The sequence below is a fragment of the Neisseria subflava genome, assembly GCF_003044645.1.
Taxonomy (GTDB): Bacteria; Pseudomonadota; Gammaproteobacteria; order Burkholderiales; family Neisseriaceae; genus Neisseria; species Neisseria subflava_B.
Genome location: NZ_POXL01000009.1, coordinates 16,667 through 40,974, shown reverse-complemented (window position 1 = coordinate 40,974; position 24,308 = coordinate 16,667). Strand labels below are relative to the sequence as shown.

Sequence of the window (24,308 nt, the reverse complement as noted above, 5' to 3'; positions counted from 1 at the left end):
ATTTACCCCCAAATTACTTTAACTGAATACACCAAGCAGCCTACCAACCAAACGATGGTGGCAACTTGTAAAAACAAACGCAGGCCGAAAGGCTTAATGTAGTCCATCCACAAATCGCGGATACCTACCCATGCATGCAGGAATACGGCCAAGAAGCTCACTTGAGTAAATACTTTCACCCAAGTTTGATCAAAAAATGCCTGCCATGCCGAATACTCTTTAGGCAACGTAAACAAAACAACCAAAAGAACCACGGTGTACACCAACATGATGACCGCAGTTGCACGTTGCATTGCCCAATCGCGCAAACCGTAATGCGCACCTGTCAATTTACGTTCTACCATAACAAAGCTCCCAAAACGACGGTCAGAATCAAAGCAGAAGCAAATACAACTTTAGCAGTAGTACGGGCAGTATTTAATTCCAGGCCTTTATGCACATCCAAAAACAGAAAGCGGATCCCGGCAAAAAAGTGGTGCAGATATGCCCACAACAGACCGATAAGGATCAGCTTCACAAACGGATTGGAAATAGCAGAACGATATGCTTCAAACGACGCTTCGCGATCCAGCGTTCCAGAGAAGAAATACAAGAGAACAGGCAGCATCACAAACAAGCCGACGCCGCTGATACGGTGAAGAATAGATACAATCCCCGGTATGGGCAATCGGATATTCGGAATTTCCAAAAATACCGGGCGTGATTTGGCGGACATGGTCAGTTCCTCTAGATTTATTATCAGCTCAAAACCTATAGCTCAGCACTACAATAAGCTACATAAACCATAATTTACCTGTTTTATCTCATTTTGAACAGTGCAATTTATGAATGCTCTAATGATTTTTACCAAAAGACTAATAAAATCAAACAATCATTCTTAGATTTTTTTTTGCGTGGCTAGCCTTTTTTGTTACTTTCCTGCAATTAAGCCATCTCCCCATCAAAGCACTTACGATAACATCATTATTGTTTGAGAATTGTATCTATTGTGAGATAAATTCTCACTCTTGATACCTAATCTTTACAAAGGCATAAGCCATTCTTAACTTATTACCATTGCATTATCACCACTACTCTTACATAGTTATACATTCAAAGACATTTCATCCATCTCTAGATGGACTAAAATACAGCACAACACCAACAATGTTTCCATACCTTATAAGGAAGCTGCATCATGACACACTCTCCTCATCAAAACACACCCGATCCGGAAGACTATATCCCCTCCTTCCGCCGTCGAAACTTGGACACATCCGGCTTTATGAAAAAACTCGGACGCTTTGCCGGCCGCCTGGGCAAACCTGTCGTCCGACAGCTTTATGCACTTTATTACCTTTGGGAATCCGAACACACGCCCAAACGGGCTAAAATGATTATTGTCGGCGCACTGGTTTATTTCCTCAGCCCTATCGACAGCATTCCCGACCTTCTGATTCCATTTGGCTTCAGCGATGACATTGCCGTCATTGCTTTGGTTTATTCTCAGATGAAAAACTATCTGACCGAAGATATTCAAGAAAAAGCCCGCCAAGCGGCTGACAAGCTGTTTGGTTCTTAATTGGATACAATTCGACTACACATATATAAATTATGAGAAGAAGGCCGTCTGAATATTCAGACGGCCTTCTCAGTTTATGACTTTTTTATTTCAAAGGTTGCATACCCATAACTTCCATCAGGAAGTTGGTAAACGCAGGATTGCTTGGCTTAGTATCCATGTTTTTCCAACGTTGCTGCCAACCGCGCAAAGCACCTTGGATGTACTGTTTGGATTGCTCGGTAGTAATTTCACCACGTTGGCTGTCAACGGCAGAACGCAGATAAACTTCGTACATACTGTCATCGACAGAGTTGCGTCCCACTTGTTGGATACGGAAGCGGTTCAAATATTGGGCGGCCTGAACTTTGGTCAGACTACCTTGGCTCACTTGGGTACTCAAGCGACGTGCTTCATCATGAATCTTGGAAACATCTGCCCAATGCGAAGGAGCTAAATGATAACCGGTAGCTGAAACTTGTGAATCAGCCTTAGGTTTCTTAACGTTGGTTGGTCGAACTGGCACTTCTTTCAATGTTGGAACATAAATCGATTCACAACCGGCAAGTGCCGCCACAGCAAGGATAGGAAGAATGTATTTTTTCATAATGCGCATTATAAGCATGATTCGTTGAAGAAACCAACTTTTGAATAACGGTATTCAAAGCTCATTAACTGAATTACAACAGATTTCATACGATATCTCAAGCCCATACGCAAAAAAGGCCGTCTGAAAACGGCCTTTTAACGACAATCCTATATTATGCCAAATCGGCAAATAGAGGTGTAGAAAGATAGCGTTCGCCATATGATGGCAGCAAGACAACGATCAGCTTACCTTCGTTTTCAGGTTTTTTAGCCAGTTGCAATGCGCTCCATACCGCGGCACCGGAAGAAATACCTACCAAAATGCCTTCTTTTTCGGCCATAGCACGTGCAGTTTCAAACGCTGCCTCGTTAGGTACTTTGAAAATGCTGTCGTAAACAGTCGTATTCAAAACGCTGGGGATAAAGCCTGCACCCAAACCTTGAATCGGATGCGGGCCTTTTTCGCCGCCACTCAATACTGGGGAAGCTTCAGGCTCGACAGCCACGATTTGAACTTCGGGTTTGTATTTTTTCAACACTTCGCCCACGCCGGTAATCGTACCGCCCGTACCCACACCGGCCACGAAAATATCCACTTTACCGTCTGTATCGCGCCAAATTTCTTCGGCAGTGGTTTTACGGTGAACTTCAGGATTGGCCTCGTTATCAAATTGGCGCGGCATGAAATAAGTGCTCGGATGTTCGTCCACCAAAGATTGGGCTTTGGCAATAGCGCCTGCCATGCCTTCGGCAGCAGGGGTCAAAATCAATTCTGCACCAAACGCACGCAGCAGCATTTTGCGTTCTTTACTCATGCTTTCAGGCATGGTGATGGCCAATTTATAACCGCGGGCCGCACACACCATGGCCAAACCGATACCGGTATTGCCACTGGTTGCCTCAACGATAACGGTATCTTTATTGATTTTACCGGCTTTCTCGGCCGCTTCAATCATAGATTCGGCAATACGGTCTTTCACGCTGCTGCCCGGATTAAAGAATTCAAGTTTAACGGCGATTTGCGCTTTTAAACCTTCGGTCAGGCGGTTCAGTTTCACCAGAGGTGTGTTGCCGATCAGCTCGGTAATATTATTTGCAATTTTCATTTCCTGCTCCTGATTTAGATGTAATACAGCCTGCATATTAAACTCAGGCCGTCTGAAAAACCAATATCGAAAATTTCTTTCTTTATAACTTTTGGTTCAAGCGCGGTCAATATCCACTGCGCTCAAAAATCAATGCAACGGCAACCACAGCCTGCATCACGACGGCAACCGTCCAGCCTGCCCACATCTGCCGCATACTGAAAAGAGAGGCAGACTGTTTGCACACAACCACGCGGTGCAGATAAAACACCAGCATCAACACGCCCTGCAAAACAAACCAATAAATCGGTTTCAAGGCATAAATTTTCAGTAAAGCCACCCATGCAAAAACCGAGCCTGCCAGCGGCAAGATGAAATAAACCACGCCTGCCAAGAAAACAAAAGCCAAAGTCATGACGACATTGGAAACCGCAAATAAGGTTAAACCGGCATATTCGCCTGCCGACCAAAACTTTTTGTCTTCCGTTTTACTGCAGTCATCGATAAAGAAGAAAATACTGGCGATTGTCAGATAAAAATGAGGGATGAACAAAGGGCCTGTATGCGTAAAACCCCACATTCCGGGCAACAAGCGTGCGCCCAGTGCCGAAATCCCCAGCCACAACAACACCGTAGCCCAAAGCCATTGAAACCGCTGTGCGCGAAAAATAAATGCCAACGATACCGCAGCATACGCGACGGCAAACCACAAATCCAAAGAAACCATCATGAATACTGCAACTCGCCTTCAAAAACGGTTTCAGCAGGGCCGGTCATTTGCACATCGCCACCGTCTTCCCAACTGATAAACAATTCGCCGCCAGGCAGAGTAACACGCACAGGCGCACCCGCTTTCAGCAAGCCATTGCGCACGCCTGCCACCACGGCCGCACACGCTCCAGTGCCGCAAGCCTGGGTTTCCCCCACCCCGCGTTCAAACACACGCAGGTGGACTGACAACTCATCTTCAACCTGCAAAAAGCCGACATTGACCCGTTCAGGAAACTGCTCGTGCGATTCAATAGCGCCGCCCCAATGCTCCACAGGTGCGGTTTCAACATTATCAACCAAAATTACTGCATGAGGATTACCCATATTCACGCAACTTACCGGTACAGACTCCAAACCGACTAAGACAATATGTGTCAGCGCATCTTCATTTTCACCATGTGCAGGCACAAACGGAATTTCAGACGGCATGAAACGCGGTTTACCCATATTGACGGTAACCAAACCGTTATCCAACAGCTTCGGCACAATAATCCCTTTGGCCGTTTCGACTAAAATTTCCGTTTTATCCGTTAAACCCTTATCCGCGACAAAACGCGCAAAACAACGCGCGCCATTACCGCACTGCTCTACTTCCCGACCATCGGCATTGAAAATGCGATACCGAAAATCGACCGCATCAGAAGACGGTTTCTCCACTACCAAAAACTGATCAAAACCCACGCCGCGATAGCGGTCTGCCCATTGGGCAAGCGGTGCAGCCAACGGATCAAAGTCCTGATTGATGGCATTGACCACCATAAAATCATTGCCCAAGCCGTGCATCTTCGTAAATTTCAAAGTTTTCATTATTCATTCACATTCTTATTAAATCATTATTCCGGCACATTCTACACCAGAATGATATATTCGTTTCTATCTTGTTTTTCAGACGGCCTTGCGCCCTTTTACCAATACTAACACCAGCCACCCCGCAAAAATACTATACTTCCCACATTACAAACATTTCTTATTACAAGGATACACATTATGAAAAAAGTTCTCTTACCTGCCCTTTTGGCCGCTTCACTCAGCGCATGTACAGTCGGCACGCCCGGCGTTTCCGTCGGCTTAGGCGTCGGCACCAGCATCGGCCGCCATGTCGGCTTGGGTACATCCATCAACATCCCTGTCGGCTTGGATAAAACCACCAAAGGCACGGATTCAGACGGCATCCGTATCTCAGAAGAACAAATCGTGACCTATTTTGATGCACACGGCACACCCAGCAACAGCGCAGTCAAAGGCGGCTTCCATCGCCAACTGATCAGCAAACGTAACAACGAATATGTCGTCCAAGACTTTTACAGCGACAACAGCCAAAAACGCACGGACCCCTACGTCCTCAGCCGTAACCAACTGATGCAGTTCCGCGCCACGCCAAGCAACGGCTCGCTGACCACTTACGCTTACAACGGCACTGTGATGCAGCAGCAAGTGTTCCAAAACGGCAAATTGGTTAACGCCAATTACTAAAGGCCGTCTGAAACGGCTGGGGAGCATGTGAAACTTGATTACAAAATATTTTTAACATTCAAACATTTGAAATATTTTGCACCATTTTCTTGAAAATATTGATTGACACATTTTTTTCAGCCATTATAATACGCCCCATTCCCCGATAGCTCAGTCGGTAGAGCGACGGACTGTTAATCCGCAGGTCCCTGGTTCGAGCCCAGGTCGGGGAGCCAAATTTTAAAAGCCTGAACTTCCGTTCAGGCTTTTTTACATCAATAAGGAACGATTGTTCTTTCCCAAAGAAAGCCCTGAATCCTCATGAGACCTTTGCAAAGGTCTCTATCCTCCAAACTGGCACGCCTTGCGCCCTACTCACTTCGTCTGGCGAACAGGTGCAAACAACCCGAGACCTTTTTCAATCAGGTTTCGGGCTGTTTCGTTTTTTGAATAAACGACATCTTTTCAGACGGCCTTGTCCATCAAATTTGGCACATCATTTCACACACGGATTGTCTAAAACGACCGAGACATTGCGTTCGGCTTTGTTCATATACGTCATGTAGACTTTCTTGCCTTTAAATTCTGCTTCGACGACTGATTCCAGCGTGGCAACATCTTGAGGAAAGCCGAATTTTTTGTCGTTTGCAGCAATGAATTTAACGGGTTTGTCGCGGAATAACGAGTAGAAAGACATGCCTTTATTATCTGCGGTCACGGCGCATTGTGTTTTGCTGTCGGTGGCGATGACGGAGGAAAGCGTATAGGGCTTGTGGGTACGGTCGGCGAAGGTGGTATAGGAATCATACGACCCGAAGCTGGTTCTTAATGCGAAGGTATTGCCAAGCCATTCATGGCTTGTCCTGTCTTCGGGAAGATTTTTTTCGATGGCTTTTTTGCCTGCAAAGAAAGAGCATTCTTGGGTTTTGTGGTTGCAGACTTTTTTAACGCTGAACTGCTTGTCCGGAGAAGTGATGACGGTTTCGGCGGCAAAGCTGTTTGCGCTTGCTGCGGCGAACATACAACTTAAAAGAAGTGAGCGGATGGGAAGGGACGGTTTCATTTTGTTTGGTGTATCGATTGGTTTTTATAGTGGATTAAATTTAAATCAGGACAAGGCGACGAAGCCGCAGACAGTACAGATAGTACGGCAAGGCGAGGCAACGCCGTACTGGTTTAAAGTTAATCCACTATAATATTGGTTGAGCAGATTTGAATGCAATAAACACTCAATATACCTTCGGCGGAATAACTGCCGATATGTTAATTTCAATCTGCAAAACAGATAATCCAAAGTCCGTCTGAAACTGATTTTTGGCGTTTCAGACGACCTTTGTTTGCTTTGCGTCGCGGGTTTAGCGGAAGAAGTCGCCCATGCCTGCAGGCAGGCCTTGGGTAAACGCACCCATGGTTTTGTTGGTGGTTTCTTCGGCTTTTTCAGAAGCGGCATTGATAGCGGCTAATACCAAATCTTCCAACATTTCTTTGTCGTCAGCGGCTTCTTGAATCAAATCAGGGCTGATTTCAAGTTTGCGGACAACGTGCGAACATGTCATCACAACTTTCACCAAACCATTGCCTGCTTCGCCTTCAACTTCGGTTTCAGCCAGCTTGGCTTGTGCCTTTTTCATGTTTTCCTGCATTTGTTGAGCCTGTTTCATCAGGCCGCCTAATCCGGCTTTTCCGAACATGTTTTACTCCTATGGGTTTGAATAAATGGGTTTCACTCATGCCGTCTGAAAAACGCTATTGCCTTTCAGACGGCCTTGTATGTCAGTATTTTAAGAATGTCCTGCTAATTCTAAAGAATCCGGCAGCCATTGCGCTTCAAAGGTTTGCAAAATTTTCTGCGCCGTTGTATCCGCTTCCAGCAAATCTTGCGCCTGCTGCCGCCCTTCTTCTTGAATACGTTTGCGGCGCATCACCGGCGTTTCCCAGCCTTTATCATCCTGCCAAGGCTCGGTTTGCAGCCTTAAATTGCCAAGATGGTAGGCCTCACTCAACGTCTGGCAGATTTTGTCCAAGCGCTCTTTATTGGCAGTGGCTTTGGCTTCATCCGTCAACGACAGCATGATTAATCCTGCTTCCGCATCATAACTCGTCCATGCCGCATTTTGCGCCAACATCTGCGCTGCGCCTAATTTACGGGCAAAGCGTTCGATAATGCTGTGCCAATTCTCTGTTTTAAACTCAGGCAAAGGAGCGAACTGAAGCTCTTCTTCATCTCCCTCCTCTTCTTCAGACTCAGCAGACACAACCGGCTGCAGTACTTCCATCACATCAGCACGATGCGAATCTTCATATGTATATGCTTCATCAAAATACGGAGGTGGAATTTCCTCATCCATATGCGGATATTCTTCCGGCTCAGAGGCCGTCTGAACTTTTGCAACAGGCAATGGCTCTGCAGTTTCTTGCATCTGCACCGCTTGAATTTGAGGCGGCTCAGCCGATACTTGGCTTGGCATGTCTTCCCAAGGCGGCACATCCGTCTGTTGTTGGGCAGACTGAATGGTTTCTTCAGACGGCCTTTCAACGGTATCCTGTTTGATCGGAACAGCCTCTTTCTCAACCGCCGGTGCTGCTATCGGCTCAGATTTCGGCAGCTGAAAAGGCTTTTTTTCGGCCTCAGCTTTCTGATGATCGGAATGCAAATCCGTGTGTTCAATCTGACTTTGCGTATCGCAACCCGAAGCGGCCAACGGAGCAAATGCAAGCATTCGCAAAAGCGTCATGACAAAACCGGCATACTCGTCCGGAGCCAGCGGCAAATCCTGTTTACCATGAATAGCACATTGATAATAAAGCTGAATCTGCTCGCCACTCAAAGCCTGACTTAATCGCAGCAAAGTTTCACGCTCAGGGTCGTCATTCGCTAAGGCGGAAGGAATGGTTTGAATCAAAGCCAAACGTTGCAACAGCATGGCCAATTCTGCCAATGCGCTGTCAAAACCAATCGCTCTGGCGGACATTTCCTGAGCTTTTTCCAGCAAGGCCTCACCGTTTTGATTGATGATTCCTTCAAGCAATTCAAACAAATATTGTTTATCGACTGCTCCGATCATCTGGCGGACATCTTGTTCGGCCACTTTACCCGAACCCATGGCAATCGCCTGATCCAAAAGACTCAACGCATCGCGCATCGAGCCAGCGGCGGCACGGCCTAAAAGCTGCAAAGCCTGTGGCTGATACGGAACATTTTCACGGTCCAAGACATGCGCCAAATGCTCGGCAACCTGTTGAGTCGTCATGTTGCGTAAAACAAATTGCAAACAGCGACTCAATACAGTAATGGGGACTTTATGCGGATCGGTGGTCGCCAAAATAAATTTAACGTGTTCAGGCGGTTCTTCCAAAGTCTTCAGCATGGCATTGAACGCGCTTTTGGAAAGCATATGCACTTCGTCGATGATATAGACTTTGTATTTACCCGCAGTCGGCGCGTATTGCGCGTTTTCCAACACTTCGCGGATATTGTCGATACCGGTATTCGATGCCGCGTCGATTTCCAATAAATCCACATAACGGCCGCTGTCGATTTGCGTACAGCTTTCACACTGACCGCATGGCTCGCCATGCACGGCATTTTCGCAGTTCAAGCTCTTGGCCAAAATCCTGGCAATCGTGGTCTTACCCACACCGCGCGTCCCTGTCAACAGATAGGCATGGTGCAGACGGCCTTCGTCCAGCGCGTTGCGCAGGGCTTTGACGACGTGTTCCTGTCCGACCAAATCGGCAAAGGTTTTCGGACGCCATTTTCGTGCAAGAACTTGATAAGCCATGTTGTTTCTCTACGGGAAATAAATCGGAAGGCCGTCTGAAAAGAATTATCCGCTTTTCAGACGGCCTCAGAAAATGGCATATATTCTAGCATTTTTTTGATTTTTATTAAGGATTTTCTATCAAGCCGACGGCGACAGCATGTCATCGCAATGTTAGAATGCTACATAAATGATAAACAATTTGAAGCTCAAATTATTATGTCTGAAATCATACTACGCAACAAATCAGCCACTATGCAAGTCAATACAATAGGCGGATATATTGACTCCCTGATTCTAAAAGGACGGGAAGTCTTATTTCCGAAAACCAGCGTCCACGTGGGCGATGATACAAAATTACGCGGTGGCATGCACGTTTGCTTACCCCAATTCGGACCAGACAGCAAAAATCATCTGGCCCAACATGGCTTCGGTAGAACTTCAGACTGGGAAATCCGCCATCAAAATGAATCGGATATCGGCTTGAAATTAATCAGCACAGAAAAAGGCTATGAACACGTCGAATGGTTGCTTGATTACAGTCTGCCTAACGAAAATGAAGCCATCGCCATCCTAACCGTCTGCAATTACGGAGAATCGCCCGTCCGCACTTCCCCGGGATTCCACCCCTACTTCACCGCCGCCGGCACACAATTTGATTTCAACGGCGCGCCATACGATGCCGACTATATCTCCCATACCGAATTTGTTTCCTCCGACCAGGATGCACACGTTGCATTTGACGGCTTGAAACTGGATATCCGCACCCACAATCTGCCTGTGTATGCCCTCTGGAGCGATCGAAACGGCCAATATACTTGTGCAGAGCCAACCGCAGAAGGCAATGCGTTTTTATCCCCTGCCCGAGGCGGACAATTTGTTTCAGGACACAGTAAAAAACGTTACGCCATGAAAATCAGACTGATGGCTTAACTCCCTTACAAATCCTCAATATCTAAAAACCACCCCGAAGGGTGGTTTTCTTATGGTTTACAGGCCATTGTTATTGATTGCATTCGCAATATCGCGCACCGCTGTTACATACATGCGACTGTGGTTGTATTGCCATACCGTGTAGAAGTTATTCAGGCCCAAATAGTATTCAAATACGCCCGGGCTGGTTTCCAAAGCATACAATACAGCCTTTTCATTATCCGCAACAGCAGCTTGAGGCACGACACCCAAAGCTTTGAAATCTGCGACAGTGCGCGTCAAGGCAGTTTTCTCATCGATAATCGCCTGCAAGTGCGGAGTAATCGTCAGACTTACCGGCACAACCATCTTACCGCAGGTCTGCCAGCCATGCTGTTTCATATAATTGGCGACAGAAGCCGCCACATCGCTAACATTATTCCAAATATCGCGATGACCATCACCATCATAGTCCACCGCCCATTTACGGTAGCTTGAAGGCATAAATTGCGGCATACCCATCGCGCCGGCATAGCTGCCTTTGAAGTCAAAGATATTTTCTTTTTCTTCTTTTGCCATCTGCAAAAGTTCACTCAATTCATTTTGGAAAAACTCGGCACGGCGAGGATAATCAAAGGCCAATGTACTCAAAGCATCGGCAACGCGGAAGCTGCCCGTATTTTTGCCGTAATTGGTTTCGATACCGAGAATCGCCACAATCAATTCGGCAGGTACGCCGTATTTGCGTGCCACATCATCGATTACGGCACGGTTTGCCGCATAGAATTGTCTGCCACCATTAAATTTGACCGCACCGGAGTTACCGGTGCGGAATTCATACCAAGGACGCGAAGTGCTTGGGCGGTACATAATGGTAATAATGTTGCCTTTATACACCACGCCATTGAAGAAGTTACGCAATTCTTCCGCACTGAAACGACGGTTTTTCACTTCATATTGGATAAACTGCTGAACATTGACGTTTTCATTAAAACCGCTGCTGGCAACAGATTCAGCCGCTGCATCAAATACAGGGCGTTTTACAGAGGAAACAGGCTCGACAGGTTTTGCCGTATCAACAGCAGGCTTTTGTGGGGTACTACATGAAGCCAGAGCCAAAGCAGCCAGACCCATCCCAAAGATTTTGATTTTATTCATAAATAATCTCTTTATTAAACACCATAACAAATCCGAATACGAAAGAATATTCATCCAACACATCATCTCTCTATGCCAACCGCCATACTTTTTAATCAGCCAAAAATATAGGCAACTCGACACCGATTTGCTTCGGCTCAAGCACATAAACAAGGCCGTCTGAAATCCAAGGAAACCCTTGATTTTCAGACGGCCTTGAATGAATCAATTACTCAGCGGCTGCAACAACAGCAACGGTAATTTTAGCAACAGCGTCAGTATGCAGAGCTACTTCAACTTCGTATTCGCCAACAGCTTTCAATGGGCCGTTAGGCAGACGTACGTTTGCTTTAGCAGCTTGGATACCGGCAGCAACAATCGCTTCAGCGATGTCAGCATTGGTAACAGAACCGAACAGACGACCATCAACACCGGCTTTTTGAGCAACAGTAATGGTTTGGCCTTCCAGTTTTTCTTGACGTGCTTTAGCATCAGCCAAGATTTCAGCTTGTTTGGCTTCCAATTCAGCGCGGCGTGCTTCGAATTCTTTCATGTTGGCTTCGGTTGCACGTTTTGCTTTACCGGCAGGGATCAGGAAGTTGCGTGCGTAACCGTTTTTAACGGTAACGATGTCACCCAAGTTACCCAGACCGCCGATTTTTTCTAACAGAATAATTTGCATGATTTAAACTCCAAAATTATTTGTGTTGATCGGTGTAAGGCAACAGAGCCAGGAAACGGGCACGTTTCACAGCAGTAGCCAACTGACGTTGGTAGTGTGCTTTAGTACCAGTAATGCGGGCAGGGATGATTTTGCCGTTTTCAGAGATGAAGTCTTTCAACAAATCAACTTGTTTGTAATCAACTTCTTGGATTTTTTCAGCCGTAAAGCGGCAGAATTTTCTACGTTTGAATGATTGACGAGCCATTGTCGTTTAACCTTTATATTCTTTAATGTTCTGTATGCGTAGTACCGGCTTGGGGAAGCGTTGGCTGCGTTGCGCCAAAAAACCTTCCGACTCGATGACTGCATCTTGCCGATACTGCCATTCCTCAGCCTGCTTACCTAAAATCCGCGCGGGAATTTCAAATTTGACCAGACATTTTTGTCCGTTTTCTTCCTGCCAAGATTCATGTTGCAACACAATATCTAAAACAGGGATTCCTGCCGGCGTATATCTCAAAGGCTGAACCTGCAAGATACGGGCGGTAAGCTTAATCAGATTGTTCAATCTTATTCAGCTGCTGCAACTTCTTCAGCTGCACCGTTCAGCAAGTTTTTTGCTTTTTCGCCGCCCAGCATTGGGGAAGCTTCAGTTACAGCGTGTTTTGTTTTGATGGTCAGGTGACGCAGTACAGCATCATTGAAGCGGAAAGCAGTTTCCAGCTCTTCAACCACTTCGGGAGTAGTTTCGATATTCATCAAAACATAGTGTGCTTTATGGATTTTGTTGATTGGGTAAGCCAATTGACGACGACCCCAGTCTTCCAAACGGTGGATTTTACCGTTGGCTTCAGTAATCATGGTTTTGTAACGCTCAACCATAGCAGGCACTTGCTCGCTTTGATCAGGATGAACGATAAACACGATCTCGTAATGACGCATGTTATCTCCTTATGGATGATTAAAAACAGCCTTTCACCATGCGAAGTAAAAGGCAAGGCAAAGAGGTTGAATTCTATCCGCATTTCTTAAAAAATACAAGTCCGGATTCAAAATCCACTTTCTTTTCAATTAAAAAACAACATTAGGCCTTATGGTTATTTCCTAGCAAACCACTCAACTATCTGCCAAAAATCTGCTAAAATCTGCCCCATCCTAATAAATACAGCATCAGAAGGCACACAATCATGGCTCTTTTGCAGATTTCTGAACCCGGCATGTCCGCCGCCCCTCATCAACACCGCCTCGCCGTAGGCATTGATTTAGGTACAACCAACAGCTTGGTGGCCACCGTACGCAGTGGCAGCGCAGTCTGCCTGCCCGATTCAGACGGCCGCACCACCCTACCTTCGGTTGTCCGTTATTTGGATGGCGAAGTTGAAGTCGGCAAAAACGCCCTTTCCGCCCAAAAAACCGATCCGCTAAATACCGTCAGCTCCGCCAAACGCTTAATCGGCCGCACCCTTACCGACCTCGCACAAGAGGCGCAATACCTGCCCTATCGATTTACACCCAATGAGCGCGTGGTCGAGTTAAACACACGTCAAGGTGCAAAAACGCCTATCGAAGTATCGGCAGAAATCCTCAAAGCCCTCAAATCGCGTGCAGAAGAATCATTAGGCGGAGATTTGGTTGGCGCCGTCATTACCGTACCTGCTTATTTTGACGATGCCCAACGTCAAGCCACCAAAGATGCCGCACGCTTGGCAGGCTTAAATGTCTTGCGCCTCCTTAACGAACCGACTGCCGCCGCAATCGCCTACGGACTGGACAACGCCTCAGAAGGCGCGTTTGTCGTTTACGACTTGGGCGGCGGCACATTCGACGTATCCGTATTGCAACTGACTAAAGGCCTATTTGAAGTCAAAGCCACCGGCGGTAACAGTGCATTGGGCGGCGACGACTTCGATCATCGTTTGTTCTGCTACTTGCTCGAACAAAACGACCTTTCCAAACTCAACGAACAAGACAGCCAACTTCTGCTTTCCCTTGCCCGTACCGCCAAAGAAAAACTGACCACTCAAACTGAAGCAGTCATCGAAACTACACTTTCAGACGGCCATAAAGTCCATACCGTCATTACCCGCCAAGAGTTTCACAACCTAACCCAAAATCTGGTACAAAAAACCATCGAGCCCGTCAAACAGGCTTTGAAAGACGCAGGCGTAACCAAGGCCGATGTCAAGGGCGTGATTATGGTTGGCGGCTCTACCCGCATGTTGCACGTTCAACAAGCGGTCGCCACCTTCTTTGGTCAAACTCCGCTGAACAACCTCAACCCCGACGAAGTGGTTGCACTCGGTGCCGCCATACAGGCAAACGTCCTTGCCGGCAACAAAACCGACGGCGAATGGCTGCTGCTTGACGTTACACCTTTGTCGCTTGGCCTAGAAACCTACGGCGGTCTTGCCGAAAAAATTATCCCGCGCAACTCCACCATTCCTACTGCGCGTGCGCAGGACTTTACCACTTTCAAAGACGGTCAGACTGCCATGACGATACACGTCGTACAAGGCGAGCGCGAACTCGTTTCCGACTGCCGCAGCCTTGCCAAATTTACCCTGCGCGGCATTCCGCCGATGGCCGCAGGCGCAGCGCGTATCCGCGTGACCTTCCAAGTTGATGCCGACGGTTTGCTGTCCGTTTCTGCACAAGAGCAAAGCACCGGCGTACAGGCGCAAATCGAAGTTAAACCTTCCTACGGTTTGGACGACAGCACCATCACCCAAATGCTCAAAGACAGCATGAGCAACGCTGCCGAAGACATGGCAGCCCGTGCCCGAGCCGAAGCCGTAGTCGAAGCCGAAAGCCTGACCGACGCCGTTAATGCTGCCCTTGAGTTGGATAGCGACTTGTTGGAAGCCGAAGAGTTGCAACAGATTCAACAAGACATCGCCGTTTTGCAAGGCCGTCTGAAAGACGGTAAAGCCGAAGAGATCCGTGCTGCCGTCGCCAAGCTCAGCCACAGCACCGACAACTTCGCCGCCAAACGCATGAACCGCAACATCCAACGTGCGTTGACAGGTCAAAGCGTTGATAATATTTGACGGCAAATGGTTTCAGACGGACTTTGATAAAAAGGCCGTCTGAAAAGATATCTTCATACAGAAATAAAAATAAAGGACAACAATGGAAAAAGCGGGCATTGTCTACCTGATGAAAACCGTCATCAAAGGCGTATATAAAATTGGTATTACTGACGAAAATAATTTTGAAACTAGAATGCGCCATTTGGAAAACAACGGCTACGCAAACGTTGCCGGGTTAGAACGTATTCTAGCGATTAAAACCGACAACTATAAAGAAAAAGAAACCTTACTTCATGAAATTTTCGGCAAAAGCCGAATAGGAGAAACTGAGCTTTTTGCAATTGATGAAAATCTTGTGAAAAGGCTTTTTCTCTCATTAAGAGGTGAAATTGTATTTCCTAAAAATGAAATAGCAGAGTTGGGTTTTGAAAAAACTGTCGAAGAACATCATCAAGAAAAAATTTTTGAAATAGACAGAAGTGCATTTATCTCCTTTATCAAAGAAAAGCACCAACAAAATCCTTCTATATTAAGAAATCTCATCTCTTCGAAAAATACACATAAACCTAAAAATTCCAAAGTCCGTCTCTATAAAAACGAATACTTTGGGAAAAGTGGAACAAAGCTAACTACTGAAATTGAAGAAGGTCTTCATATTTATACTACCTACTCAAAAGAAAATTTAGAGAAAGCTTACGCAGAATATTCAAAATTATTTGAATCACAATGAGACTCTGGCACCAAACCCTTATCCCCCTACTACCCCGCGCCCAGCTTTTGGGGCAACACCGCGAATGCGCTGCTTTACGCGGAGCGGGCTGGGGCAGACCGCATGCGACGGTTAATTACGTTTTTACCCATTCGCCCTACAAACTCTATCTGTATCACGCGTTGATTATGGAAGAGATGGAAAAGCGCGGTTACAAACCCGATACCTTATGGAAAGACCCGCTGTATCGCGGCAAAGCCGTTGCCCCATACCATTCGCACGCGGCTGAAACAGCTACTTCGCCGATTTATGCTGAACATGATGATGCTTACTTGGACGAATGTCTGGAAAATTTAAAAAGTAAAGGCATCATGTTATAAACCCATTTTTCAGACGGCCTGAATATTGAATACCCAAGGCCGTCTGAAACCACTTTAACCACAACCACTCTTAAACAACCGAGACAATAAAAATGCCAAAAATTACCGTACTCCCACACGCGACATTATGCCCTGAAGGCGCGGTTATCGAAGACGCACCGGAAGGTCAAACCGTCCTTGACGTACTGCTCGACCACGATATCGAAGTCGATCACGCCTGTGAAAAATCCTGCGCCTGCACAACCTGTCACGTCATCATCCGCAAAGGTTTTGACAGCTTGGAAGAGCCGAGCGAACTGGAAGAAGACCTGCTCGACCAGGCATGGGGCTTGGAAGCCGATTCACGCTTAAGCTGTCAGGCAGTCGTTGCCGATGAAGATTTGGTCGTAGAAATTCCCAAATATACGATCAACCATGCACGTGAAGACCATTAAAACAAGATTGAATGAAAAGGCCGTCTGAAACCACAAATTCATGGTTTTCAGACGGCCTGTTGCTTATGCGGCAAACTATTTGATATGAGGAAAAATAAAACGCATACGCGAAATTTGCATGGAAGCCACTTTCTGCGTAGCGGAGTAATTTTCAATTTTTTCTTGCATTCTGATTTGATGCAGATTGCCGTTATAACGGGGAGCCGCGTTCTGAGATTTGTTGACTGTCGGCAGTTCAGCCTCAGCCTTCAAAGCTTCCTCTGCCTCAATCGCCGAAAGTGCTGCCTCATCCCTTGCCAAACCGAAACGCTCTATAATGGCATTGGCTTCATCTATATAACGCGATTTGTCCGCGCCATTTTCCAACACTGCATCTTCAAGCACGACCGACAAATGCTTGCCGCAATTTTCGATACGCTCTGCGATGCGCGAATAAACCATCCAACGTTTCAACCTTAATGCGCCTGCATCGTCGTTGGGTGAAGCAGCATCCAGTTTAATCAAGCCATAGTGTTTGCCGTAATACAGACGGAACACCAGCTGCTTCAAACCTTCTGTTTCGTCCAGCATCCGATAAAATTCGCGAACCAACAACAGCAAACGGTCGAATGCGCCTGCTTTGGACAGATACTCCGGATCATCGGAAGCGAGCGCGTAAATCAGTTTGGACAGCTTGGCGTTGAGTGCGTTATTCATCTTTTTTCCTTTTATTTTTAAGCGATGGATTGTCTTAAGAGCCGTTCCAAAAAATTTGGTTGCATAGCGAAATGTAAATTTTGCATGGAAACCAAATCATTCAAAACGGAATAGAAAGTATAAAACGGCAGATTGCCGTGAGTTTTAAGTGTCTTGCCGTATTTTAACGCAACTATGCTATTTTGTTAAAAAATAGCGTCATCATTTATCTGCCCTTCTTCCGTAAAACAATCTGGCAGTCCGACTTCTTCTTGATTAAAATAATTGGCAATAGTCGAAACCCAATAAAGGAACACATCATGAAATGGACAGATACCCAACGCATCGCCGAAGAACTCTACGACTTACACGGCGACAGCATCGACCCGAAAACCGTGCGTTTCACCCAACTGCGTGATTTGATTATGGCTCTGCCTGAATTTGACGATGATCCGGCGCGTTGTGGCGAGCGCATTCTCGAAGCCGTGCAACAAGCCTGGATAGATGAAGCGGAATAACCTTTTCCCTTTTCATCAAATAAAACCTCAGGCTGTTTTTCAGACGGCCTGAGGTCTTTATTAAATCTATTCATACAATTTCGGAAAATTTCGAAATTGACTCATACCAACCTCAAATTTATTATGCAGTCTGACAACAAATAAAAGATATGCAGAAGGTGCATAACCATGAATCACGCTCGAGAAATCGCCGCTTTAAACAACAGCCTTTCTGATTTGAAAGGCGACATCAACGTTTCGTTCGAATTTTTCCCGCCGAAAAACGAACAAATGGAAACCATGCTGTGGGATTCCATCCATCGCCTGCAAACCTTGCATCCGAAATTCGTTTCCGTAACCTACGGCGCAAACTCCGGCGAACGCGACCGCACACACAGTATCGTCAAACGCATCAAACAAGAAACCGGCCTTGACGCCGCCCCCCACCTAACCGGTATCGACGCCAGCCCTGACGAGTTGCGCCAAATCGCCAAAGATTATTGGGACAGCGGTATCCGCCGCATTGTCGCCCTGCGCGGTGACGAGCCGCCCGGCTACGAGAAAAAACCTTTCTATGCCGAAGATTTGGTCAAACTGTTGCGCTCCGTTGCCGACTTTGATATTTCCGTAGCGGCCTATCCAGAGGTGCACCCGGAAGCCAAATCCGCACAAGCCGACTTGATTAATCTGAAACGCAAAATCGATGCGGGTGCCAACCACGTTATCACCCAATTCTTCTTCGACGTGGAAAGCTATCTGCGCTTCCGCGACCGTTGCGTGATGATGGGCATTGACGTTGAAATCGTTCCCGGCATCCTGCCCGTAACCAATTTCAAACAATTGACCAAAATGGCCCAAGTGACCAACGTCAAAATCCCAAGCTGGCTGTCTAAAATGTACGAAGGTTTGGATGACGACCAAGGCACGCGCAACCTTGTTGCCGCCAGCATCGCTATCGACATGGTCAAAGTCCTCTCGCGCGAAGGTGTCAAAGACTTCCACTTCTACACCCTCAACCGCAGCGAACTGACTTACGCCATCTGCCATATTTTGGGCGTGCGTCCGCGTTAATAAAACAGACGGCCTCCCCATTCTGATTTACAATATCGAACATTCAGGCCATATCGGCCTGATTCAAAATTCCAACTAGGAGAGTTAACATGACAACATTGCATTTTTCAGGCTTCCCGCGCGTCGGTGCCTTCCGCGAATTGAAATTCGCACAAGAAAAATACTGGCGCAAAGAAATCAGCGAGCAAGAATTGCTGGCTGTTGCTAAAGACTTGCGCGAGAAAAACTGGAAACACCAAGCCGCTGCCAACGCTGATTACGTTGCCGTAGGCGATTTCACTTTCTACGACCACATCCTCGACCTGCAAGTTGCCACCGGTGCCATCCCTGCCCGCTTCGGCTTCGACAGCCAAAACCTGTCTTTGGAACAATTCTTCCAACTGGCCCGCGGTAACAAAGACCAATTCGCTATCGAAATGACCAAATGGTTCGACACCAACTACCACTACTTGGTGCCTGAATTCCACGCCGATACCGAATTCAAAGCCAACGCTAAACACTACGTTCAACAACTGCAAGAAGCCCAAGCTTTGGGCCTGAAAGCCAAACCGACCATCGTCGGCCCATTGACTTTCCTGTGGGTAGGTAAAGAAAAAGGCGCTGTCGAATTCGACCGTCTGAGCCTGTTGCCTAAACTGTTGCCTGTTTACGTTGAAATCCTGAACGCTTTGGTTGAAGCCGGTGCCGAATGGATTCAAATCGACGAGCCAGCTTTGGCTGTCGACCTGCCTAAAGAATGGGTAGAAGCCTACAAAGACGTTTACGCCACTTTGAGCAAAGTAAACGCCAAAATCTTGTTGAGCACTTACTTCGGTTCTGTTGCCGAACACGCTGCCTTGCTGAAATCCCTGCCTGTTGACGGCCTGCACATCGACTTGGTACGCGCTCCTGAGCAACTGGACGCATTTGCCGACTACGACAAAGTTCTGTCTGCCGGCGTTATCGACGGCCGCAATATTTGGCGCGCCAACCTGAACAAAGTTTTGGAAACTGTCGAGCCTCTGCAAGCCAAACTGGGCGACCGTTTGTGGATCTCCAGCTCTTGCTCCCTGCTGCACACTCCATTTGACTTGTCAGTTGAAGAAAAACTGAAAGCCAACAAACCTGACCTGTACTCTTGGTTGGCATTCACCCTGCAAAAAACCCAAGAATTGCGCGTTCTGAAAGCCGCATTGAACGAAGGCCGTGACTCTGTTGCCGAAGAACTGGCCGCCAGCCAAGCTGCCGCCGACTCCCGTGCCAACAGCAGCGAAATCCACCGTGCAGACGTTGCCAAACGCCTTGTCGATTTGCCTGCCAACGCAGACCAACGCAAATCACCGTTTGCCGACCGCATCAAAGCGCAACAAGCATGGTTGAACCTGCCCCTGCTGCCGACTACCAACATCGGTTCTTTCCCGCAAACTACCGAAATCCGCCAAGCACGCGCCGCCTTCAAAAAAGGCGAACTGTCTGCCGCCGATTACGAAGCCGCGATGAAAAAAGAAATCGCCTTGGTGGTTGAAGAGCAAGAAAAACTGGACTTGGACGTACTGGTACACGGCGAAGCCGAGCGTAACGACATGGTTGAATACTTCGGCGAATTGTTGAGCGGTTTTGCATTCACCCAATACGGCTGGGTACAAAGCTACGGCTCACGCTGCGTTAAACCACCTATCATCTTCGGTGACGTAAGCCGTCCTGAAGCCATGACCGTGGCTTGGTCTACTTACGCACAAAGCCTGACTAAACGCCCGATGAAAGGTATGTTGACCGGCCCTGTAACCATTCTGCAATGGTCTTTCGTCCGCAACGACATTCCACGTTCTACCGTGTGCAAACAAATCGCACTGGCTCTGAACGACGAAGTATTGGATCTGGAAAAAGCCGGCATCAAAGTCATCCAAATTGACGAACCTGCCATCCGCGAAGGTCTGCCTTTGAAACGCGCCGATTGGGATGCTTACCTGAACTGGGCCGGCGAATCTTTCCGCCTGTCCTCTACCGGTTGCGAAGACAGCACTCAAATCCACACTCATATGTGTTACTCCGAGTTCAACGACATCCTACCGGCCATCGCCGCTATGGATGCTGACGTGATTACCATTGAGACTTCACGTTCCGATATGGAGCTCTTGACCGCGTTCGGCGAGTTCAAATACCCGAACGACATCGGCCCGGGCGTTTACGACATCCACAGCCCACGCGTACCGACTGAAGCTGAAGTTGAGCACCTGTTGCGCAAAGCCATCGAGGTTGTACCGGTTGAACGTCTGTGGGTTAACCCGGACTGCGGCCTGAAAACCCGTGGCTGGAAAGAAACTCTGGAACAACTCCAAGTAATGATGAACGTAACCCACAAACTGCGCGCCGAACTGGCTAAATAATGTGAGTTAGATAAAAAGGCCGTCTGAAAATTTTCAGACGGCCTTTTTTTATTTATCGATATTTAAACTATAAAGATTACGACTTCAACAGCTTACAAAATCCCTGTCGTTGTATGATGTTCTTCCACTCCTGATGTATACACGTTCTGAGTATGGTGATACACAGTCTCTTTAGTCGTTTCAACAATATGGTTGGCTTCTGACAAGATATCGCTCAATGCCACTTTACTGCCGGTCGTATTCACCTTTTTCAGTGCTGTGCCGTTATGGCTATTGCCTTCAGAATACGTGTTGATGTCATTCTCAAAGCGCAGCCATGAATCATACAACTTGCCTTTAATGTCCGTCATGATTTTATTGTTGGCCACATTTAAAGATGCCTTACCCTTAGGGTTGGTACTGTGTACGTCTACCAAAGCATCATTTAGAGCGCCACCAAGTTTCAATGTGTTATTGGTGATGTTGTACTCTTTGGCATTGCTCTTTAAATAAGCAAATTCAACATAGCCTTCAGATTCTTCACGCACGGAAATTTTGTTGTTATGAATCGTTACCGCCCCATGCATAGCGACATTACCATGGTGTTCTTCCACATAAACCGGTACTGCGCCTTTCATGATCTTGCCGATATCGGCATCATTGCCGCTGATGGTAATGGTACCGCTGCCAATGCCGTTTTTAGATAAAACGTGATCGTAAGTATCGTTGATGACGGCAATCAGATATTTGGTGGATTCGCCGCTGATCTTGTTGTTTGCCATATTGAGCGTGTAATCCATTTTGCTTTCATGGTTACGGAACTCAATCGCGTAGGTCTGAATATTGTTTTGATAAACCGTCAGATTTTTAATGACATTATCGCTAATATCGAAATAGCCTTTGTCAGCCGAGTGCAAATCTTTGTACTGGGTGTTGGTTTGCACCTGAATCCCTGAATACATGTGGTAGTACTTGCCCAAGTCATCATCAACGTTCAAACGGAAGCTCGGGTCTTGGATAATGGTATTGCCGGTAATTTTGACTTTATCCATAGAAAACTGGCGGTTGTAGGCAACAATACCATACAGCCGGTCACCCGTTAACACATTGTCTTCAATGACAATGCCTGTACCATCGTGCACATCCAAACCCTTGCGGTAGTTGTGGTCGGTCGTGTTTTTACGGTATGTGATGCCGTAATTGTAGCTGCCGGCAGCCACGGCCATACCGTAGCCTGTCCCTCCATCCGCTTCGTGGCCATTCCAATCCAAACGGTTGCCCTCGCCGATAAAGTTTTGTTGGAAACCAATCAGCGCACCGGCAACGCGGTTGTGGTGCAGATACGAATCGACAATACGGTTGTTTTCACCCAAAGGCAGCACTTCGTATGTTTCATCAATTTCGCCGCTTTGCACGCGCTCTTTAAAGGTCAGCTTATGGCCTTTTTCCGTTTCCAAAGAAGCGGTCGAGGTAAACATCACACCAGCACGATTGGCACCGGAAACCTCTACTTTGCTAATTAAAGTATTGTCCGCATCGTTCACCAAAATGCCGTTTACCTTGCCAAAATAGCTTAAGCCTTTGCGGTAAAAATCAGGGTTGGTATATTGAACCGACAAATCGGCAATGATTTTATTGTTTTGTCCATCGACCAAAATACCGGCAAATTGGCGAATGTCATCATGGTTGGTGTCCGGATTGAACACGCCTGTTTGCGCTTTATCAAACGTTACTTTGGTTTTGCCCATACCCGAGCCAAACAAACCGCGCGCGCCGGAAACAGTTTTATCCATCACAATCTGGTTGGAAATATAGTAGGTGCCATCCAAGAAGACCATGGCTTTTTCTTTATGAGCCGCCTCTAAGGCCGCTTTAAATGCCTGAAGGCTGTCTTTTTTACCCTGTGCATCGGCACCAAAATCATTCACGCGAACATAATTGCCGTATTCTTTAGATTCATACACGCGGTATTTTCCGGATAGTCCTATCCTGCCTTCGGCATGGTCGTCAATTTTGTTTGCTTTACCCGAACTGAGGTGTCCGTCGTGGCTATTGATTGCTTTTTTGCCGGAAGAAACGCCCGCTATTTTGTCATGGCCGTCTGAATCCTTCAGATTCTTTTTATGGACAATCTCAACGGTTTCTTTTTCTTCGGCAATTCTGTCTTCCGCCTCTTTTTCTTTGCGGGCGGCTTCTTGTTTGGCTTTACGCTCTGCAATCGCTTTTTCGACTGCCGCTTTATGCGCTTCTTTTGCGCGCTCGACCGCCTTTGCTTTGGCGGCGGCAGCCTCGGCTATTTTTTTTGCTTTGGCTTCTTCGTAAACTTTTTGCCTTGCAGCCAGGACTTTTTCCATCGATTGATTAACTGGTTCTTTTGAAACAACGTGTTTGCTCGCCACTTTAGGCGCAATGATATGTTTACTGGAAACGCTGCTTACAGAAGCAACGCTGGCCCGTGCAACATGCATTTTTGTCACAAGGCCGTCTGAAGATGATGAAGAACTATCAAATCTTGCTGCCTCCGCCACATGCACTACTTCTCTCGTTACAGTATTTTTACCGCTTAATTGCTTGGGTTCTGGAAAAACCGACGGACTATCCCCCCAATTTTGGGTGTGTATCCATTCTTTTAGAGGAGAAGATGATTTGGAAGTGGTTTCAGGAGTTGAGGAGCCTTGACGAATATGGGTACGGCCAAGAGGAGCAAGTTTATGTGACATAATCAGCGTATTTCCTTGTATCGAATATCGTCCTTTTCCACCGCACAAGTGTGCAACAAAAAAGTTCGATTGATTAAAGAGGTAAGACGGATTCTGTCGTAACAGCAATTGCCTGTATAAAGGCCAAACTGAAGCTGGCCACTTTGAGAAACTCGGCAGCGTTTCCCCTTCTGCCGGTTTTCTGATTGGAAACGGTAATGGTGTTTAGACAGAACCCTTGGATGACTTTTATAGGCAATCTGTCCGCGTACCATGTATCCGGTTATTTTTGACGGAAATGTATCAGAGTCCCTTTTTAATTGATTAGTTCATCCAAAGTTAAGTTATTTTTGATTTTTATAGCAAAATAAAAATGGTTTTATCTTGCATTGTTTTTCTTTTTTGGCGTGACAGAGTTAATCCCGCGAAGCCAAAAAGGAGGGGAATTCTAACACAATATGCTTTTAGCATTCCAAATTTAACTAAATTTACAAAATATACAAAATAAATATCTATAATTGTTTTTAACTTCATCGAAAAATCAATAAAATTCGATATT

The 24,308-nt window shown here is 46.7% G+C and carries 26 protein-coding genes and 1 tRNA gene; 11 read left to right on the top strand and 16 right to left on the bottom strand.

Features of this window, described 5'->3' with window-relative positions; translation table 11 throughout:
* Positions 1-2: 2 nt before the first annotated feature.
* Both sdhD and sdhC read right to left on the bottom strand, forming a co-directional pair.
* A complete protein-coding gene (sdhD, locus tag DBY97_RS10060) occupies positions 3-344 on the bottom strand; it encodes a succinate dehydrogenase, hydrophobic membrane anchor protein (protein WP_003678837.1) in 342 nt (113 codons plus the stop codon).
* Positions 338-715, bottom strand: coding sequence for a succinate dehydrogenase, cytochrome b556 subunit (gene sdhC, locus DBY97_RS10055; RefSeq protein ID WP_004519263.1), 378 nt, complete (start codon positions 713-715; stop codon positions 338-340). Before sdhC ends, sdhD begins: the two co-directional genes overlap by 7 nt.
* 462 nt (positions 716-1,177) lie before the next feature.
* On the opposite strand from sdhC, the gene DBY97_RS10050 reads away from it, so the two are divergent.
* A complete protein-coding gene (locus tag DBY97_RS10050) occupies positions 1,178-1,561 on the top strand; it encodes a YkvA family protein (protein WP_049329785.1) in 384 nt (127 codons plus the stop codon).
* 85 nt (positions 1,562-1,646) lie between these two features.
* Here DBY97_RS10050 and DBY97_RS10045 read toward each other — a convergent pair whose 3' ends face one another.
* The 4 genes from DBY97_RS10045 to dapF all read right to left on the bottom strand — a co-directional run bounded on the left by DBY97_RS10045 (position 1,647) and on the right by dapF (position 4,791).
* Entirely contained in the window at positions 1,647-2,147 is a 501-nt protein-coding gene (locus tag DBY97_RS10045; RefSeq protein ID WP_371444493.1) for a membrane lipoprotein lipid attachment site-containing protein, read from the bottom strand.
* A gap of 154 nt (positions 2,148-2,301) precedes the next feature.
* Entirely contained in the window at positions 2,302-3,234 is a 933-nt protein-coding gene (cysK, locus tag DBY97_RS10040) for a cysteine synthase A (protein ID WP_107858237.1), read from the bottom strand.
* Between the two features lie 106 nt (positions 3,235-3,340).
* Complete coding sequence (locus DBY97_RS10035; protein WP_107858236.1) at positions 3,341-3,943, bottom strand: hypothetical protein; 603 nt, start codon at positions 3,941-3,943, stop codon at positions 3,341-3,343.
* Complete coding sequence (gene dapF / locus DBY97_RS10030; protein WP_107858235.1) at positions 3,940-4,791, bottom strand: diaminopimelate epimerase; 852 nt, start codon at positions 4,789-4,791, stop codon at positions 3,940-3,942. The genes DBY97_RS10035 and dapF overlap by 4 nt, the downstream gene beginning before the upstream one ends.
* 180 nt (positions 4,792-4,971) lie before the next feature.
* On the opposite strand from dapF, the gene DBY97_RS10025 reads away from it, so the two are divergent.
* Together DBY97_RS10025 and DBY97_RS10020 are read left to right on the top strand one after the other, a co-directional pair.
* Entirely contained in the window at positions 4,972-5,457 is a 486-nt protein-coding gene (locus DBY97_RS10025; protein WP_107858234.1) for a NemA protein, read from the top strand.
* Positions 5,458-5,596: 139 nt separating this feature from the next.
* Positions 5,597-5,672: transfer RNA gene (locus DBY97_RS10020), tRNA-Asn, on the top strand.
* 260 nt (positions 5,673-5,932) lie between these two features.
* Here DBY97_RS10020 and DBY97_RS10015 read toward each other — a convergent pair.
* The 3 genes from DBY97_RS10015 to dnaX all read right to left on the bottom strand — a co-directional run bounded on the left by DBY97_RS10015 (position 5,933) and on the right by dnaX (position 9,218).
* A complete protein-coding gene (locus DBY97_RS10015; protein ID WP_107858233.1) occupies positions 5,933-6,499 on the bottom strand; it encodes a hypothetical protein in 567 nt (188 codons plus the stop codon).
* Between the two features lie 292 nt (positions 6,500-6,791).
* Positions 6,792-7,127 carry a YbaB/EbfC family nucleoid-associated protein gene (locus DBY97_RS10010; RefSeq protein WP_003678854.1) on the bottom strand — a complete coding sequence of 112 codons (336 nt, stop codon included), beginning with the start codon at positions 7,125-7,127 and terminating at the stop codon, positions 6,792-6,794.
* A gap of 90 nt (positions 7,128-7,217) precedes the next feature.
* Positions 7,218-9,218 (bottom strand): DNA polymerase III subunit gamma/tau, encoded by a 2,001-nt coding sequence (gene dnaX, locus DBY97_RS10005; RefSeq protein WP_107858232.1) that lies wholly within the window; start codon positions 9,216-9,218, stop codon positions 7,218-7,220.
* A gap of 198 nt (positions 9,219-9,416) precedes the next feature.
* On the opposite strand from dnaX, the gene DBY97_RS09995 reads away from it, so the two are divergent.
* On the top strand, positions 9,417-10,130 hold the full coding sequence (locus tag DBY97_RS09995; protein WP_107858231.1) for an aldose epimerase: 714 nt from the start codon (positions 9,417-9,419) through the stop codon (positions 10,128-10,130).
* A 57-nt stretch (positions 10,131-10,187) separates the two neighbouring features.
* Here DBY97_RS09995 and mltB read toward each other — a convergent pair whose 3' ends face one another.
* From mltB to rpsF, 5 genes are all read right to left on the bottom strand, one after another.
* Positions 10,188-11,267 carry a lytic murein transglycosylase B gene (mltB, locus tag DBY97_RS09990; protein WP_107858230.1) on the bottom strand — a complete coding sequence of 360 codons (1,080 nt, stop codon included), beginning with the start codon at positions 11,265-11,267 and terminating at the stop codon, positions 10,188-10,190.
* A gap of 208 nt (positions 11,268-11,475) precedes the next feature.
* Positions 11,476-11,928 (bottom strand): 50S ribosomal protein L9, encoded by a 453-nt coding sequence (gene rplI / locus DBY97_RS09985; protein WP_003678862.1) that lies wholly within the window; start codon positions 11,926-11,928, stop codon positions 11,476-11,478.
* Between the two features lie 16 nt (positions 11,929-11,944).
* Positions 11,945-12,175: a 30S ribosomal protein S18 gene (rpsR, locus tag DBY97_RS09980; RefSeq protein WP_003678863.1), complete on the bottom strand. Its 231-nt coding sequence runs from the start codon at positions 12,173-12,175 to the stop codon at positions 11,945-11,947.
* A 6-nt stretch (positions 12,176-12,181) separates the two neighbouring features.
* Entirely contained in the window at positions 12,182-12,484 is a 303-nt protein-coding gene (gene priB / locus DBY97_RS09975) for a primosomal replication protein N (protein ID WP_180947864.1), read from the bottom strand.
* Positions 12,481-12,852, bottom strand: coding sequence for a 30S ribosomal protein S6 (gene rpsF, locus DBY97_RS09970; protein WP_004519252.1), 372 nt, complete (start codon positions 12,850-12,852; stop codon positions 12,481-12,483). Before rpsF ends, priB begins: the two co-directional genes overlap by 4 nt.
* Before the next feature lie 245 nt (positions 12,853-13,097).
* Between rpsF and hscA the strand changes: the two genes are divergently transcribed.
* The 4 genes from hscA (at position 13,098) to fdx (ending at position 16,462) form a co-directional block, all read left to right on the top strand.
* Positions 13,098-14,957 carry a Fe-S protein assembly chaperone HscA gene (hscA, locus tag DBY97_RS09965; RefSeq protein ID WP_107858229.1) on the top strand — a complete coding sequence of 620 codons (1,860 nt, stop codon included), beginning with the start codon at positions 13,098-13,100 and terminating at the stop codon, positions 14,955-14,957.
* A gap of 82 nt (positions 14,958-15,039) precedes the next feature.
* Positions 15,040-15,669, top strand: coding sequence for a GIY-YIG nuclease family protein (locus DBY97_RS09960; protein WP_107858228.1), 630 nt, complete (start codon positions 15,040-15,042; stop codon positions 15,667-15,669).
* Complete coding sequence (locus DBY97_RS09955; RefSeq protein WP_049337076.1) at positions 15,666-16,028, top strand: TIGR02328 family protein; 363 nt, start codon at positions 15,666-15,668, stop codon at positions 16,026-16,028. Before DBY97_RS09960 ends, DBY97_RS09955 begins: the two co-directional genes overlap by 4 nt.
* A 92-nt stretch (positions 16,029-16,120) precedes the next feature.
* Positions 16,121-16,462: an ISC system 2Fe-2S type ferredoxin gene (fdx, locus tag DBY97_RS09950; protein ID WP_003745561.1), complete on the top strand. Its 342-nt coding sequence runs from the start codon at positions 16,121-16,123 to the stop codon at positions 16,460-16,462.
* 75 nt (positions 16,463-16,537) lie between these two features.
* On the opposite strand, the gene DBY97_RS09945 is transcribed toward fdx, so the two are convergent.
* Positions 16,538-17,158, bottom strand: a complete 621-nt coding sequence (locus DBY97_RS09945) for a hypothetical protein (protein WP_107858227.1) — start codon at positions 17,156-17,158, stop codon at positions 16,538-16,540.
* Between the two features lie 299 nt (positions 17,159-17,457).
* Here DBY97_RS09945 and iscX point away from each other — a divergent pair, with 299 nt between their 5' ends.
* The 3 genes from iscX to metE all read left to right on the top strand — a co-directional run bounded on the left by iscX (position 17,458) and on the right by metE (position 21,071).
* On the top strand, positions 17,458-17,655 hold the full coding sequence (gene iscX, locus DBY97_RS09940; RefSeq protein WP_003682097.1) for a Fe-S cluster assembly protein IscX: 198 nt from the start codon (positions 17,458-17,460) through the stop codon (positions 17,653-17,655).
* Between the two features lie 168 nt (positions 17,656-17,823).
* Complete coding sequence (gene metF / locus DBY97_RS09935) at positions 17,824-18,705, top strand: methylenetetrahydrofolate reductase (RefSeq protein WP_049323818.1); 882 nt, start codon at positions 17,824-17,826, stop codon at positions 18,703-18,705.
* Positions 18,706-18,794: 89 nt separating this feature from the next.
* Positions 18,795-21,071, top strand: a complete 2,277-nt coding sequence (gene metE, locus DBY97_RS09930; RefSeq protein WP_107858226.1) for a 5-methyltetrahydropteroyltriglutamate--homocysteine S-methyltransferase — start codon at positions 18,795-18,797, stop codon at positions 21,069-21,071.
* A 92-nt stretch (positions 21,072-21,163) separates the two neighbouring features.
* Here the strand turns inward: metE and DBY97_RS09925 are convergent, their stop codons facing one another.
* On the bottom strand, positions 21,164-23,404 hold the full coding sequence (locus DBY97_RS09925; RefSeq protein WP_107858286.1) for a right-handed parallel beta-helix repeat-containing protein: 2,241 nt from the start codon (positions 23,402-23,404) through the stop codon (positions 21,164-21,166).
* Positions 23,405-24,308: the final 904 nt, after the last annotated feature.

Coding starts and splice junctions, on each gene's coding strand:
- sdhC (WP_004519263.1), bottom strand. CDS start 715: ATGTCCGCCAAATCACGCCCGGTATTTTTGGAAATTCCGAATATCCGA.
- sdhD (WP_003678837.1), bottom strand. CDS start 344: ATGGTAGAACGTAAATTGACAGGTGCGCATTACGGTTTGCGCGATTGG.
- DBY97_RS09925 (WP_107858286.1), bottom strand. CDS start 23,404: ATGGAAAAAGTCCTGGCTGCAAGGCAAAAAGTTTACGAAGAAGCCAAA.
- DBY97_RS10050 (WP_049329785.1), top strand. CDS start 1,178: ATGACACACTCTCCTCATCAAAACACACCCGATCCGGAAGACTATATC.
- dapF (WP_107858235.1), bottom strand. CDS start 4,791: ATGAAAACTTTGAAATTTACGAAGATGCACGGCTTGGGCAATGATTTT.
- DBY97_RS10015 (WP_107858233.1), bottom strand. CDS start 6,499: ATGAAACCGTCCCTTCCCATCCGCTCACTTCTTTTAAGTTGTATGTTC.
- DBY97_RS10025 (WP_107858234.1), top strand. CDS start 4,972: ATGAAAAAAGTTCTCTTACCTGCCCTTTTGGCCGCTTCACTCAGCGCA.
- rpsF (WP_004519252.1), bottom strand. CDS start 12,852: ATGCGTCATTACGAGATCGTGTTTATCGTTCATCCTGATCAAAGCGAG.
- fdx (WP_003745561.1), top strand. CDS start 16,121: ATGCCAAAAATTACCGTACTCCCACACGCGACATTATGCCCTGAAGGC.
- dnaX (WP_107858232.1), bottom strand. CDS start 9,218: ATGGCTTATCAAGTTCTTGCACGAAAATGGCGTCCGAAAACCTTTGCC.
- DBY97_RS10045 (WP_371444493.1), bottom strand. CDS start 2,147: ATGAAAAAATACATTCTTCCTATCCTTGCTGTGGCGGCACTTGCCGGT.
- DBY97_RS10035 (WP_107858236.1), bottom strand. CDS start 3,943: ATGATGGTTTCTTTGGATTTGTGGTTTGCCGTCGCGTATGCTGCGGTA.
- metE (WP_107858226.1), top strand. CDS start 18,795: ATGACAACATTGCATTTTTCAGGCTTCCCGCGCGTCGGTGCCTTCCGC.
- cysK (WP_107858237.1), bottom strand. CDS start 3,234: ATGAAAATTGCAAATAATATTACCGAGCTGATCGGCAACACACCTCTG.
- DBY97_RS10010 (WP_003678854.1), bottom strand. CDS start 7,127: ATGTTCGGAAAAGCCGGATTAGGCGGCCTGATGAAACAGGCTCAACAA.
- metF (WP_049323818.1), top strand. CDS start 17,824: ATGAATCACGCTCGAGAAATCGCCGCTTTAAACAACAGCCTTTCTGAT.
- DBY97_RS09995 (WP_107858231.1), top strand. CDS start 9,417: ATGTCTGAAATCATACTACGCAACAAATCAGCCACTATGCAAGTCAAT.
- mltB (WP_107858230.1), bottom strand. CDS start 11,267: ATGAATAAAATCAAAATCTTTGGGATGGGTCTGGCTGCTTTGGCTCTG.
- DBY97_RS09945 (WP_107858227.1), bottom strand. CDS start 17,158: ATGAATAACGCACTCAACGCCAAGCTGTCCAAACTGATTTACGCGCTC.
- hscA (WP_107858229.1), top strand. CDS start 13,098: ATGGCTCTTTTGCAGATTTCTGAACCCGGCATGTCCGCCGCCCCTCAT.
- rplI (WP_003678862.1), bottom strand. CDS start 11,928: ATGCAAATTATTCTGTTAGAAAAAATCGGCGGTCTGGGTAACTTGGGT.
- DBY97_RS09960 (WP_107858228.1), top strand. CDS start 15,040: ATGGAAAAAGCGGGCATTGTCTACCTGATGAAAACCGTCATCAAAGGC.
- iscX (WP_003682097.1), top strand. CDS start 17,458: ATGAAATGGACAGATACCCAACGCATCGCCGAAGAACTCTACGACTTA.
- rpsR (WP_003678863.1), bottom strand. CDS start 12,175: ATGGCTCGTCAATCATTCAAACGTAGAAAATTCTGCCGCTTTACGGCT.
- DBY97_RS09955 (WP_049337076.1), top strand. CDS start 15,666: ATGAGACTCTGGCACCAAACCCTTATCCCCCTACTACCCCGCGCCCAG.